Raw genomic sequence first — 14,072 nt, 5'->3', positions numbered from 1 at the left:
GAATAACCAACCGCGGCAACCGGTGGAAAACGGCATCCCGGGAACCTACCGAAGTAGGTGGGCGCCGTGTGAAAGAACCCACGGGTCCAATCAGTGACAGCTCCCATAGGATGCGTAAGGCCCCGGGGAATTGTTTCCTGCCGCGAAGCGCAGTCGGTCAGCCGCGATATAGGCCTTCGGCGCACGCCGCGCCAGTGGGAATCGCCATTCCCTCAGGACATTTTGCCCGAGACGGCCTCGATCTTCTCGGCAACGGAGGAAAGCCGCTCCATCAGTTGCGCGTCGATGTTGTCGGCACGTTCCAGCGCCTCGTCGCGGGTCCGCCTGAGCGACTCGATTTCCGATTCAAGGCCCTTGATACGCTTTTCCGTCTCGGCCAGTTCGTCCATGACCATGATGCCGGCCATCACTGTAATGCGCTGGTCGCCGATCTCGCCGAAGGACTCCTTGAGGTGGCGGACGTACTGGTCGAAGCGCGCGGCCAGTTCCTGCAGGTGCTCCTCCTGGCCCGGATCGCAGGCCATGCGGTACATCTTGCCGTCGATCGTTACGGTAACCTGGGCCATGTTCCCTCCGCCTGCACCTGACGACTAGCGGTCGAGCACGGCACGTATCGTTTCCATTGCCGTCACGAGCCTGCGCGACACTTCCTTGTTGACGTCTTCGAGGCGGCCTGCGCGCGCCTCCGAGGCATCGAGTTCCCCTGCCAGCTTGGCGCGATCGGCGTTCATGCGCTGGACCTCCTCTTCCGCGTCGCGGTAATTCTCGCGCACTTCGAGATGCCGGTCGACCACGTCCTCGAGGGAAGACACCGCCTTTTCGAGCCGGTCCAGAACTTCCGAAAGCGTCTGCTGTGAAGGCATGGCATCACTCTCAAAAATCCGGGGAAAGGCGAAAACCTTTCAATTGAACGCCTTAGGCCGGAGCGATAAGGCAGAACGTCAACTTAGCCGGTTGCCGCCGGCATTTCAAATCCCTGCCGCGCTAACCCACAGTTGAGATACGACACGGCGAACGTGCCCGCCGTGCCGGGGCTTCCCGGAATTCCCGCTTTGTTGACTCGTCCCGGCGACCTGCTATGTGTCGCGCGATTTCGTCCCGGACCGCCGGCGCCGGCCTTCCCGCGACCGGCGAACGCAAACAGGATTACCGATGATCTCTCGCGAAAAACATGACCGGATGGCCAATGCGATCCGCTTCCTGTCCATGGATGCGGTCGAGGCAGCCAATTCCGGCCACCCCGGCCTGCCCATGGGTGCGGCCGATATCGCCACCGTGCTTTTCTCGCGCTTCATGAAGTTCGACCCGATGAATCCGCAATGGCCGGATCGCGACCGCTTCGTTCTGTCGGCCGGGCACGGGTCGATGCTGCTCTATTCGCTGCTCTACCTCCTCGGCTACGAGGACATCACGATCGACGAGATCAGGAATTTCCGCCAGCTCGGCTCGAAGACCGCCGGCCATCCGGAATATGGTCACGCCGCCGGCATCGAGACCACGACCGGACCGCTCGGCCAGGGCCTCGCCAATGCCGTCGGCATGGCGATCGCGGAAAAGAAGCTCGCCGACGAGTTCGGAAGCGACCTCGTCGACCACTACACCTATGTGCTGGCCGGCGACGGCTGCCTGATGGAAGGCATCAGCCAGGAAGCGCTGACCCTTGCCGGACATCTCAAGCTCTCCAAGCTCATCGTCCTCTGGGACGACAACGGCATCTCCATCGACGGCAAGGTGTCCGTCTCCGATTCCACGGATCAGCAGGCCCGCTTCGAGGCCTCCGGCTGGGAGACGCTCGCCGTCGACGGCCATGATCCCGATGCCATTGCGGCGGCCATCGAGAGCGCCCGCTCGTCGGACCGTCCGACGCTGATCGCCTGCCGCACCACCATCGGGTTCGGCGCGCCGACCAAGGCCGGCACTTCCAAGGTACACGGATCGCCGCTCGGCGCCGAGGAGATTGCCGGTGCGCGCAAGGCACTCGGCTGGGATTGCGAGCCCTTCGAGATTCCCTCCGAGATTCTCGACGACTGGCGTCTCGTCGGCCTGACCGCCGGCAAGCAGCGCGTCGCATGGGAAGCCCGCCTCGCGGAGGCCGACAAGTCGGTTCGCGGCGAGTTCGAGCGCCGCATGCGCGGCGACCTGCCGGCGAGCCTAGATGCCGCAATGGAAGAATACCGCAAGAAGCTGGTGGCCGATCAGCCCAAGGTGGCGACCCGCAAGGCGTCCGAGATGGCACTGGAAGTCATCAATGGCGTCGTGCCCGAGACAATCGGCGGTTCCGCCGACCTGACCGGCTCCAACAACACCCGGACGAGCCAGACCGCGCCGATTACGCCGGATGACTTCTCCGGCCGCTACATCCACTACGGCATCCGCGAACACGGCATGGCCGCGGCCATGAACGGCATCACCCTGCACGGCGGCCTGATTCCCTATGGCGGCACCTTCCTGGTGTTCTCCGACTATGCCCGCCCGTCCATGCGCCTGGCATCCTTGATGGGCATTCGCACCATCTTCGTGATGACGCACGATTCCATCGGGCTCGGCGAGGACGGCCCGACGCACCAGCCGGTCGAGCACCTGGCCGCCCTGCGTGCCATCCCCAACCACGTGGTCCTGCGCCCGGCCGATGCCGTCGAGACCGCCGAGTGCTGGGAAATCGCGCTGAAAAGCCTCAAGACGCCGACGACGCTGGCGCTCACGCGCCAGGGCCTTCCGGCCGTCCGCACCGAGCATTCCGCCGACAACCGCAGCGCCTACGGTGCCTACGAGCTGTCGCCGGCCGGCGACGACGCCGTCGTGTCCATCTTCGCCTCCGGGTCGGAAGTGGAAATCGCGATGGACGCGAAAGCGGCACTTGAGGCCAATGGCCACCCGACCCGCGTTGTCTCGGTGCCGAGCATCGACCTGTTCGCCATGCAGTCCGAGGACTACCGCAAGGCGATGATCGGCACCGCGCCGGTCAGGATCGCCGTCGAGGCCGGCATCCGCCAAGGCTGGGACGCGATCATCGGTTCCGACGGCATCTTCATCGGCATGGACTCTTTCGGCGCGTCCGGCCCCTACAAGCAGCTCTACGCCCATTTCGGCATCACGCCGGAAGCGGTCGTCTCTGCGGCGGAATCCCGCATTCACGCCGCGTCGGAAGACAACTAGTTTCGCCCCATCGCAACGGAGGAATTTCCATGACCCTCAAGGTAGCCATCAACGGATTTGGCCGCATCGGCCGCAACGTCGTCCGCGCCGTCTACGAATCCGGCCGCAAGGACATCGACATTGTCGCGATCAACGATCTCGGCCCGGTCGAGACCAACGCGCACCTCATGCGCCACGACTCGGTGCACGGGAAGTTCCCGAAATCCGTCGAGGTGGACGGCGACACGATCCGTATCGAGGGCGGCGACAGCTTCAAGGTCTTCGCGGAGCGCGATCCGAAGAACCTGCCGTGGGGCGATCTCGGCGTCGACATCGTCATGGAGTGCACCGGCATCTTCACGGCCAGGGACAAGGCCGCCATGCACCTTGAGGCCGGCGCCAAGCGCGTTCTGGTATCGGCCCCGGCATCGGGCGCCGACAAGACCGTCGTCTTCGGCGTCAACCATGACAGCCTGACCGCCGACGACGTCGTCGTCTCCAACGCCTCCTGCACCACCAACTGCCTCGCGCCCGTCGCCTATGTGCTCAACAATGCCATCGGCATCGAGAAGGGCTTCATGACGACGATCCACTCCTACACCGGCGACCAGCCGACGCTGGACACGATGCACAAGGATCTCTATCGCGCCCGCGCCGCGGCGCTCTCCATGATCCCGACCTCGACCGGCGCGGCCAAGGCCGTCGGCCTCGTGCTGCCGGAGCTGAACGGCAAGCTGGACGGCGTCGCCATCCGCGTGCCGACGCCGAATGTCTCGGTTGTCGACCTGACCTTCATCGCATCGCGCGACACTTCGGTCGAGGAGATCAACGACGCCATCCGCACCGCCGCCAATGGCGAGCTGAAGGGCATTCTGGGCTATACCGACGAGAAGCTCGTTTCCTCCGACTTCAACCACGACAGCCACTCCTCGGTCTTCCACACCGACCAGACCAAGGTCATGGAAGGCACCATGTGCCGGATCCTGTCCTGGTACGACAACGAGTGGGGCTTCTCCAACCGCATGGGCGACACCGCCGTCGCCATGGGCAAGCTCATCTGACGCTTCCGCCCCATGCCGAATCGAAAAGCCGCCCTTTCGGGGCGGCTTTTTTCGTCGTGGACCGTCTCAGCGGCGCCGGGCAAGCCGGAGCTTCGAGGTGGCCGCCGCGAGCTCGGCACCGCTCTCGGTCCCCTGTCCGCATGCCAATGCCGCCAGTTCGTCCACCGGAATGGCAGGTGACCACAGGTAGCCCTGTGCGTAGCCGGCGCCGAGTTCGCGTATCACGTCCAGCTGCTCGGGCGTCTCGATGCCCTCGGCGACGGCACGCAGCTCCATGCCCTTGGCAATCGCGACGATCGCGGACACGATGGCGCGGGCGCTTTTCGAACTGGACATGGAACCGACGAAGCTCTTGTCGATCTTGATCTCGCTGACCGGCAGGGTGCGCAGGTGGGTCAGGGCCGCATATCCCGTGCCGAAGTCGTCGAGCGACAACTCGTAGCCCATGCGCGAGATCTCGCCGAGTATGGCGGACGTGGCTTCCGTCCCTCGCCCGGCAAAGCAGCCCTCGGTGATCTCCAGGATCAGGTCGTCGGGCCCGACCGCGTAGCGTTCCGCCAGCGAACTGATCGTGTCGATGAGGTGATCCGGCACCATCAGGTCGACCGGGTGGATGTTCACTGCAACCTTTCCGATGTCGACGGCAGCATGGCGCAGGGCATGGATGTCCTGGGCAACCCGCTCGTAGATGAACGACGTCAGGCGCTGCATGATCCCGTGCTCGGCCGCTATCCGCAGGAAATGGTCGGGAGGCACCTGCCCCAGTTGCGGATGCGACCACCGCACCAGCGCCTCGACGCCGTGAATGGCGCCCGTCCGAAGGTCGAATTTCGGCTGGTAGTGGACCGCCAGCCCGCCGTCCTCGAGCGCCTTCTTCAGTTCGCCGGCGACGAAATTCGCCTTGTCCATTTCCAGTCCGAGGGCGGCATCGTAGGCCACCACCCGACCCTTTCCCATCTCCTTCGCCTGGCGAAGGGCCGCATCGGCGTTTCTCAGCAGTTCCGACGCGGAGGCCGCATGGTCGGGCAGGATGGCGATGCCGACCGACGTGCCGGGCATGACGCGCCGCCCGCCGATATCCGCCGGACGCGAGACTGCCTCGATCAGCGCGGCAGCGAGTCGTTCCGGCTCGCGCTTGTCCTCCATCGGCGCAAGCACGGCAAACTCGTCACCGCCGAGCCGCGCCACCGTGTCCTTGCCGTCGAGACGACCGGATATCCGCCGGCCGGTCAGCGTCAGCAACTCGTCGCCCACGTGGTGGCCCAGGCTGTCGTTGACGTTCTTGAAATTGTCGAGATCGAGCATCAGGACGCAGTAGCGTTGGTTCGTGCGGCGGGCCTCCTCGATGTCGCGCTCGATCGCCTCGCTGAAGGCCTTTCGGTTCGGCAGCCCGGTCAGCATGTCGATATAGGCAAGCGAGGAGATGGTCCTGTTTGCCTTTTCGAGATCGCGGTTGGCATCGGACAGTCGCGCGACCATTCCGTCGCGCTCGCGCGCGGTGCGGCCCGCGAGGAAAGCGGAATATCCGAGGCATGACGCACTGATGACACCGTAGACGACAAGCGCATAGGCGCCGGAGAAGTCCGCGAGGGCGCAGCCGACAGCGATACCGGCATTCACGGTGATCACGTAGGTCAGCATTGCCGTGAGCGTTCGCTGCAGCATCATGGCAGCGCCCGAGAACATGCCGACACAGACAATCAGGGCGAATAGCTGGTCGTATTCGTTGCCCCGCGGCAACACGCCGATGGCGAGCACCGCCCATGGCAGCGCAAGCAGGAAAGACGTCAGGCTCAATCGCCGGGCGGCCCGACGCGACACGCGTTCCACCTTCACGTCCCGCGCACGCCAGGATTTCACGCCCGCCCACAAACAGATTACCAGAGTTGCCGCGAACCATGCGGCGATCGGCCGACCGCCGAGTGTCTCCCAGCGCAGCAGCAGGAATACGAGCGCGTTCAGCGCCGTGGCTGCGGCCCCGTAATGCGTGATCCGTATGACGCTTCCCATATCGGCCGGGCTGGGCGGCTCGATCACGCCTCGCAAGATTTCCTTCAACTTAATTCGGATCAACCGGCAAACTCCGAACGGAAGATACTTGAAATAGAAATATCGGGTCGGAGTTTACGAATGAATAAAACGCGAAAATTCGTAACGAAATGCGATTTTATCGTGAAGCTGCGGAACAATGATTTGCCGGCGGCGATCGTGCCGAAGGAAACACATGCCGTCCCTTGTCGCGATCATCGTGGCAGTCGTCACATGACGGGCGGAATAAATCCCGGGTCCGACCCGCCCGTGCGCGATCCCGGGCGGGCGAGCCGCGCCCGGCCGGGAGGCGATATTTTCGGCCGCCGGTAAATTGTATCCGCGCGGGAATCGCCTATATCGTTGAAGGACATTCCATTTTCACCCGAATCGCGAGGATGCCGCCATCGGATTCATCGCAGTCACCCCTGTGCCCGAGACGCGTGCCGCCGGACCGGTACCGCGCGGTCTCGCACGAACGCGCGAGGTGACGCGGCGATGATCGAATCCATGTATCTGGCGATCCTGGTCGGCACCGTCCTGGTGCTCGCCGCGGCCTTTTCCAGCCTGCTCGCCTACCGCTTCGGCACCCCGCTGCTGCTGATATTCCTGGGCATCGGCCTGATCGCCGGCGTCGACGGCCTCGGCATCGACTTCGACAATGCGCCCGTCGCCTATTTCGTCGGTTCCATCGCCCTTGCCGTCATCCTGTTCGATTCCGGTTTCGGCACCTCGCTGCAATCCTTCCGCAACGCTGCCGCGCCCGCCCTGACCCTTGCGACGGCCGGCGTCGTGCTGACGACCCTTCTCTTCGGATCGGCCGCGCACCTGGTTCTCGGCCTGCCATGGCTGGAAAGCATGCTGCTGGGCGCGATCGTCGGCTCGACGGACGCTGCCGCGGTCTTCTTCCTGCTGCGCATCGGCGGCATCTCGATCCGCGACAAGGTTCGCTCCACGCTGGAAATCGAATCCGGCTCCAACGATCCCATGGCCGTGTTCCTGACGATCACGCTGGTCGAGATCATCGCTTCCGGCACCGGTATCGAAGAGTTCGGCATGCAGGTGCTGGTCCGCTTCCTGATGCAGCTCGTCATCGGCCTCGGCGCGGGCTACCTCGGCGGCATGGCAATCGTGGGGCTCGCGAACCGGCTCAAGCTGGAACGCGGCCTGACGCCGATCTTCGTCATCGCGCTTGCCATGCTCGTCTTTTCGCTGACCGGCGCGGTCGGCGGCTCCGGCTTCCTTGCCGCCTATGTCGCCGGTCTCTATGCCGGCAACCGCCAGGTCCGCGCCGCGCCGTCGATCCGCCGGTTCCAGGACGGCATGTCCTGGCTGGCGCAGATCCTGATGTTCCTCGTTCTCGGCCTGCTCGCCACGCCGTCGCAGTTCGGCGCGATCGCGCTGCCCGCCATCGCCCTGGGCCTGTTTCTTATCTTCGTCGCCCGCCCGCTCGCGGTATGGATCTGCCTCGCGCCCTTCCGCTTCAGGCCGGAGGAAACCGCCTTCGTCTCGTGGGTCGGCCTGCGCGGCGCGGTATCGATCCTGCTCGCCATCGTCCCGTTCATCGGCCAGATCGGCAACGGCATGCTGTTCTTCAACACGGCGTTCATCATCGTCATGATCTCGCTGCTGGTGCAGGGCTGGACGATCAACCCGCTGGCAAGGCGGCTCGGTCTCGTAGTGCCGCCGCGCATGGGAGCGGTCGAGAAGCTGGAACTGGAACTGCCCGGTTCCGCCTCGCACGAGCTTCTCGTCTATCGCGTCGTCGAGAACAGCCCGATCGTTTCCGGCGAGCGCATGCCGCGCTGGGCGCGGCCCTCGCTCGTCATCCGCGACGGCAAGTCCATGCGCTACCAGTATGCCGGCCGGCTGCGCCCCAACGACTATGTCTATCTCTTCGTTCCGTCGCGCTATCCGCAACTGCTCGACCGGCTGTTTGCCCAGCCCAATCCTGTGACGAGCGACGACGCGGAGTTCTTCGGCGTCTTCACCGTCGATCCGTTGCGGCCGGCGTCCGAACTGGCCGCGAGCTACGGTTTCACGCTCGAGGAACCGGAAGCCTCTCTGACCATAGACGAGCTGATGCGCAACCGGCTTGGCGGCCGTGCCGACTATGCCGACCGCATCGTCATCGGCCCGGTCGAGCTGATCGTCCGCGATATCGACGAAGATGGCCGGGTGATCGCCGCCGGCCTCTCGCTCGAACCCGACGCCAACCGCCCGGCGATCCCGGCCTTCCTCAACCTGCGCGAGCTTCTCGCCTATGCCCTGCGCCGGCTGCGCGCCTGGCGCGAAAGGAGGAAAAGCGGCACGGACAAGGACGAGAAAAAAGGTGCCGACCCGACGGCTTGAACGTGATTGCCGTCGCCTGTAGGCATGGCGCAGAAATCGAGGAGAGTCCCTTCATGGCGAAATTCAAGACCCTTGACGACCTACCCGCCGACATCGCCGGCAAGCGTGCTTTGGTGCGCGTCGATCTGAACGTGCCGATGGCCGACGGGGTCGTCACCGACCGCACGCGCATCCGCCGCGTCGTGCCCACGATCACGGAACTGTCGGGCAAGGGCGCCAAGGTCGTCCTGCTGGCCCATTTCGGCCGCCCGAAGGGCAAGGTCGTACCCGAGATGTCGCTGCGCCCGGTCGCCGCGGCGCTCGAGGAGGAACTCGACCACCGCGTCGATTTTGCCGCCGACTGCATCGGCGAGGAAGCGAAGACGGAAATCGGCGAAATGGCCGATGGCGACATTCTCCTGCTGGAAAACACGCGCTTCCATGCCGGAGAGGAAAAGAACGATCCGGATCTCGCCAAGGCCATTGCGGCCAATGGCGACATCTACGTGAACGACGCCTTCTCCGCCGCCCACCGCGCGCACGCCTCGACCGAGGGCATCGCCCGCCTTCTGCCTGCCTATGCCGGGCGCACCATGCAGGCCGAGCTGGAGGCGCTGGAGAAGGGTCTCGGCAATCCGGAGAGGCCGGTCGTCGCCATCGTCGGCGGTGCCAAGGTCTCGACCAAGATCGACCTGCTGAAGAATCTCGTCCGGAGGGTCGATGCGCTGGTGATCGGCGGCGGCATGGCCAACACCTTCCTCGCGGCGAAGGGCGTCGACGTGGCGAAATCGCTGTGCGAGCACGATCTCGCCGATACGGCCAATGCGATTCTGCAGGAGGCCGAGTCCGCAGGCTGCGCCATCGTCCTGCCCGTCGATGCCGTCGTCGCGCGCGAGTTCAAGGCCGGTGCGGAGAACGAGACGGTCGATGTTTCCGCCGTGCCCTCCGATGCCATGATCCTCGATGTCGGCCCGGCCACCGTCACGCTGGTCAACACCTGGATCGGGAAGGCCGCGACGCTGGTCTGGAACGGCCCGCTCGGCGCATTCGAGATCGAGCCCTTCGACAAGGCCACCGTGGCCGCGGCGAAATTCGCCGGCGAGCAGACGGCCGCAGGAAAGCTGGTCTCGGTCGCCGGCGGCGGCGACACGGTGGCGGCCCTAAACCATGCGGATGTCGCGGACAGCTTCACCTATGTCTCGACAGCCGGCGGCGCCTTCCTGGAGTGGATGGAAGGCAAGGAACTGCCGGGCGTCGCCGCGCTGACCGCCTGAATCGCGACACCGGCCGCGCGGGCGAGGCTCGCGCGGCATCGGTTTTCAACATTTTTAAAACGATTTAGGAAATTTTAATCGTTTCAGGCGGGCCGCCGCCGTATTTCTTCCGCACACCGCCTCTGCTAAGTCCCTGACCAATTGGGAAAATCCGGCCCCGGGCGCATCTGCGCCGGACGGGCACAACGAATCTCGGGAGACACTGATGACGCAGGCGGACATGGCGGCGCAGATCGCAGGCAAGGACGGTTTTATCGCGGCCCTCGACCAGTCGGGCGGCTCGACTCCGAAGGCGCTGAGGCTCTACGGCGTGCCGGAAACCGCGTGGACGACCGAGCAGGAAATGTTCGACCTGATCCACCAGATGCGCACGCGCATCATCAAGTCCCCCGCCTTCACCGGCGACAAGGTGATCGGCGCGATCCTGTTCGAGCAGACCATGGACCGCGACATCGACGGCGTGCCCACGGCCGAGTATCTGTGGAAGCAGCGCCGCGTGGTTCCCTTCCTCAAGGTCGACAAGGGCCTTGCCGAGGCAAGCGACGGCGTGAAGCTGATGAAGCCGATGCCGAACCTCGACGCCACGCTGGAGCGTGCCGTCGCCAAGGGCATTTTCGGCACCAAGATGCGCTCGGTCGTCGACGCGGCGGACGCGAAGGGCATCGCGGCGATCGTCGACCAGCAGTTCGAGGTCGGCAGGCAGATCCTCGGCCACGGCCTGGTGCCGATCCTCGAGCCGGAAGTGACGATCTCGATCGCGGACAAGGCCGAGGCGGAGGACATGCTCCTCGCCGAGATCACGAAGCATCTCGACGACATTCCCGCCGGCCAGCGGATCATGCTGAAGCTCACCCTGCCGACCAAGGCGAATCTCTACAAGCCGCTCGTCGACGATCCCCGGGTCATGCGCGTGGTCGCGCTGTCCGGCGGGTACACCCGCGACGAGGCGAACGAGAAACTGGCGCAGAACACGGGCGTGATCGCCTCCTTCTCTCGCGCGCTCACCGAGGGCCTGTCCGCCGACCAGGGCGACGACGAGTTCAATGCGGTTCTCGCCGGCGCGATCGACAGCATCTACGAGGCATCGCGCGCCGGCTGACGCGGGCCGCGGCCTTGCCGGCCGCCGTTCACGCCATTGTCATATTGTTGAGACCTGGTGGGGCTCTATATGGAATCCGTGGCGCCCCGCGCCGCGGATTGTCTGTTTGCCGGGACGGAGTCGGTCATGTTCTCGAAGGCGTTGTTCACCTGGGTCGCTTTTCCCGTCTATGTCTGGCAAGGCATCGCCCTGCGCCTTCGGATCGAGCGCCTGCTTCCGGCTGACGTTCCCCCGGAGGGACATTTCCCCGGCAAGGGCGAGGAGATCCGCCTGCTGGTTGCTGGCGATTCCTCCGTTGCCGGTGTCGGCATGACCGCGCTGGAAGACACGCTCGCCTTCAACCTCGCCGGCGTGCTGGCGGAGCGCACCGGCCGCCCGGTTCGCTGGCGTGCCGCCGGCGCCAATTCCGCCACCGCCGGTGACCTGCGTGATCATGTCCTGCCCCATGTCGAGGGGCACGACTTCACCCATGTCGTGCTCGCCGTCGGCACCAACGACATGAAGAACTTCCATGCCGTGCGCCGCTTCAAGCGCGATTTCGGAACGCTGCTCTACACCGCGCGCACGCGCTTTCCCCGTGCCCGCATCATCTGGGCGCCGATCGCCGACATGACGAGGATACCCGCCCTTCCGCGCGCGCTCGGCCGAATCCTGCAGATGCGCGCCGAACTCATCAACGCCATGGGCGAGCGCCTGTGCAGGGAGCGCGGGGCGATTGTTGCCGAACCCGTTCCGATCCGCGGCCCGCAGGGCTTTGCCCGCGACGGCTTCCATGCCGGGCCGGACGGCTACCGCACGTGGGCCGAGCACCTGGCCGACTTCGTTTTCGGACAGCGCGATCCGGACAACGTGCTAGAGCTGAAACGCGCTGATCGCGATGATCACCACAAGGCCGGCTAGCGGCAGTTTCCAGAAGTCGCTGCGCCGCCTCAGCCCCGGCAGGCCGATCGGCTTGATGATCTGCACGATCATGGCCAGCACCACGAACAGCGATAGCAGTTTGATCACGTGAACTCCCGTCCGGCATTCGCCGGTGTGTGCGCGGTTTTGTCGCGATTGGCCGTAAGTCAAATGGACGAATAGCATCCGCTCTGGCACGTTTGAACCCGGCGGCCGCGCATTGCAGCGCAAGCGCATGCGCGGGCGCAGCCGAACCGGGGAGGAGAGACCGGTCGGAAACGATATCGAGTGGAGGAAATGTCGCGCCATGACCAACGGCGAAGCATCGCGCTATCACGCGGTTTATTCCGAGTGGAAAACCGATCCCGAGGGCTTCTGGGCCGAGCAGGCGCGGGGGATCGACTGGTTCCGGCCGTGGGACAGGGTGTTCGACCCCGCAGCCGGCGTCTACGGCCGCTGGTTCGCCGGTGCCGAGTGCAACACCTGTCACAACTCGGTCGACCGGCATGTCGCGAACGGCCGCGGCGACCAGCCGGCGATCATCTATGACAGCCCGATCACGGGAAAGAAGCGCACGATCACCTATGCCGAGCTCAAGCGCGAGGTCGAGGCGCTGGCCGCGGTGCTGCGCGACCAGGGCGTGGAGAAGGGTGATCGCGTCCTGATCTACATGCCGATGATACCGGAGGCCGCCTTCGCGATGCTCGCCACCGCCCGTCTCGGCGCGGTCCATTCCGTGGTCTTCGGCGGCTTCGCCGCCCACGAGCTCGCGACCCGCATCGACGACTGTCACCCGAAGGTGGTGATCGCCGCCTCCTGCGGCATCGAGCCGAACCGCCAGGTGCCCTACAAGCCGATGCTAGACGCGGCCATCGAGATGGCGGAGAACAAGCCCGCCAAATGCGTGGTGCTGGAACGCGAGGAACACCCCTACGAGCTCGAGCCCGGCCGCGACGTCGACTACGCTGCGGCCGTCTGGGCGCACATGGAAGCGGGTACCGAGGTGCCCTGCGTTCCCGTCGCCGCCACCGACCCGCTCTACATCCTCTACACCTCCGGCACGACCGGCCAGCCCAAGGGCGTGGTACGCGACAACGGCGGCCACATGGTCGCGCTCAACTGGTCGATGGACGCGCTCTACGGCGTGAAGCCGGGCGAGGTCTTCTGGGCCGCCTCCGATGTCGGCTGGGTGGTCGGCCATTCCTACATCGTCTACGGCCCGCTGGTGTACGGCGCGACGACGATCCTGTTCGAGGGCAAGCCGGTCGGAACGCCCGATGCCGGAACCTTCTGGCGCGTCATCGAGGAGCACAAGGTCGCCGCGCTGTTCACCGCGCCGACCGCCTTCCGCGCCATCAAGAAGGAGGACCCTGCGGGCGATTTCATCCCGAGATACGACCTGTCGAGCCTGCGCTCCCTGTTCCTTGCCGGCGAGCGCGCGGACCCCGACACGGTCAAGTGGGCGCAGCAGAAGCTCGGCGTCCCGGTGATCGACCACTGGTGGCAGACCGAGACCGGCTGGGCGATCGCCGGCAATCCCGTCGGCCTCGGCGCACTGCCGATCAAGATCGGCTCGCCGACGGTCGCCATGCCCGGCTATGACGTGCAGATCCTCGACGACGAGGGTCACCCGGTGCCGGCGGGCACGCTCGGCAACATCGTCGTCAAGCTGCCGCTGCCGCCCTCCTGCCTGCCGACGCTGTGGAATGCCGACGAGCGCTTCCGCTCGGCCTATCTCGACGAGTTCCCCGGCTACTACAAGACGGCGGATGCCGGCTACATGGACGAGGACGGCTACCTCTTCATCATGTCGCGCACCGACGACATCATCAATGTCGCCGGACACCGCCTGTCCACCGGGGCGATGGAGGAGGTCATCGCGGCCCATCCGGATGTCGCCGAGTGCGCCGTCATCGGCATCGCCGACAGCCTGAAGGGCCAGTTGCCGGCGGGCTTCCTGGTCCTCAATTCCGGTGTCGACCGTCCCGTCGAGGAGATCGAGAAGGAGGTCGTGAAGCTGGTGCGCGACGAGATCGGCCCCGTGGCCGCCTTCAAGATCGCGCTCGCGGTCAAGCGCCTGCCCAAGACCCGGTCCGGCAAGATCCTGCGCGGCACCATGCAGAAGATCGCCGACGGCCAGGAATGGAAGATGCCGGCGACCATCGACGACCCGGCGATCCTCGACGAGATCGGCGAGGTGCTGAGGCGCCGCAAGGTGGGCCAGGGCTTCATCTGAGCGTCCGG

General features: G+C 65.4%; 11 protein-coding genes and 1 other RNA gene. 7 read left to right on the top strand and 5 right to left on the bottom strand.

Going from position 1 to position 14,072, the window contains the following annotated elements:
* Positions 1 to 3: 3 nt before the first annotated feature.
* The 3 genes from ssrS to HTY61_RS19270 form a co-directional block, all read right to left on the bottom strand.
* A non-coding RNA gene (ssrS, locus tag HTY61_RS19280) (6S RNA) lies at positions 4 to 159 on the bottom strand.
* A gap of 53 nt (positions 160 to 212) precedes the next feature.
* On the bottom strand, positions 213 to 566 hold the full coding sequence (locus tag HTY61_RS19275; protein WP_175278329.1) for a cell division protein ZapA: 354 nt from the start codon (positions 564 to 566) through the stop codon (positions 213 to 215).
* Between the two features lie 24 nt (positions 567 to 590).
* Entirely contained in the window at positions 591 to 863 is a 273-nt protein-coding gene (locus HTY61_RS19270) for a DUF4164 domain-containing protein (protein WP_175278328.1), read from the bottom strand.
* Between the two features lie 289 nt (positions 864 to 1,152).
* Here HTY61_RS19270 and tkt point away from each other — a divergent pair, with 289 nt between their 5' ends.
* The gene (gene tkt / locus HTY61_RS19265; protein ID WP_175278327.1) at positions 1,153 to 3,156 is read left to right on the top strand and encodes a transketolase; all 2,004 of its coding nucleotides are present in this window, start codon (positions 1,153 to 1,155) and stop codon (positions 3,154 to 3,156) included.
* Between the two features lie 29 nt (positions 3,157 to 3,185).
* Positions 3,186 to 4,196 (top strand): type I glyceraldehyde-3-phosphate dehydrogenase, encoded by a 1,011-nt coding sequence (gene gap / locus HTY61_RS19260; RefSeq protein ID WP_175278326.1) that lies wholly within the window; start codon positions 3,186 to 3,188, stop codon positions 4,194 to 4,196.
* A 66-nt stretch (positions 4,197 to 4,262) separates the two neighbouring features.
* Here the strand turns inward: gap and HTY61_RS19255 are convergent, their stop codons facing one another.
* Positions 4,263 to 6,233, bottom strand: a complete 1,971-nt coding sequence (locus HTY61_RS19255; RefSeq protein WP_175278325.1) for a putative bifunctional diguanylate cyclase/phosphodiesterase — start codon at positions 6,231 to 6,233, stop codon at positions 4,263 to 4,265.
* Between the two features lie 489 nt (positions 6,234 to 6,722).
* Between HTY61_RS19255 and HTY61_RS19250 the strand changes: the two genes are divergently transcribed.
* The 4 genes from HTY61_RS19250 (at position 6,723) to HTY61_RS19235 (ending at position 11,828) form a co-directional block, all read left to right on the top strand.
* The gene (locus tag HTY61_RS19250; RefSeq protein ID WP_246272860.1) at positions 6,723 to 8,576 is read left to right on the top strand and encodes a potassium/proton antiporter; all 1,854 of its coding nucleotides are present in this window, start codon (positions 6,723 to 6,725) and stop codon (positions 8,574 to 8,576) included.
* 53 nt (positions 8,577 to 8,629) lie between these two features.
* Positions 8,630 to 9,829, top strand: a complete 1,200-nt coding sequence (locus tag HTY61_RS19245; protein ID WP_175278324.1) for a phosphoglycerate kinase — start codon at positions 8,630 to 8,632, stop codon at positions 9,827 to 9,829.
* Between the two features lie 205 nt (positions 9,830 to 10,034).
* The gene (locus HTY61_RS19240; RefSeq protein WP_175278323.1) at positions 10,035 to 10,928 is read left to right on the top strand and encodes a fructose bisphosphate aldolase; all 894 of its coding nucleotides are present in this window, start codon (positions 10,035 to 10,037) and stop codon (positions 10,926 to 10,928) included.
* 126 nt (positions 10,929 to 11,054) lie between these two features.
* The gene (locus tag HTY61_RS19235) at positions 11,055 to 11,828 is read left to right on the top strand and encodes an SGNH/GDSL hydrolase family protein (protein ID WP_175278322.1); all 774 of its coding nucleotides are present in this window, start codon (positions 11,055 to 11,057) and stop codon (positions 11,826 to 11,828) included.
* Here HTY61_RS19235 and HTY61_RS19230 read toward each other — a convergent pair.
* The gene (locus tag HTY61_RS19230) at positions 11,781 to 11,936 is read right to left on the bottom strand and encodes a hypothetical protein (RefSeq protein ID WP_175278321.1); all 156 of its coding nucleotides are present in this window, start codon (positions 11,934 to 11,936) and stop codon (positions 11,781 to 11,783) included. The two genes, HTY61_RS19235 and HTY61_RS19230, sit on opposite strands and share 48 nt — an antisense overlap.
* Before the next feature lie 199 nt (positions 11,937 to 12,135).
* Between HTY61_RS19230 and HTY61_RS19225 the strand changes: the two genes are divergently transcribed.
* A complete protein-coding gene (locus HTY61_RS19225) occupies positions 12,136 to 14,064 on the top strand; it encodes a propionyl-CoA synthetase (protein ID WP_197945336.1) in 1,929 nt (642 codons plus the stop codon).
* Positions 14,065 to 14,072 lie beyond the last annotated feature (8 nt).

Source organism: Oricola thermophila (assembly GCF_013358405.1).
GTDB lineage: Bacteria > Pseudomonadota > Alphaproteobacteria > Rhizobiales > Rhizobiaceae > Oricola > Oricola thermophila.
This window is presented reverse-complemented; position numbering and strand designations above follow the sequence as displayed.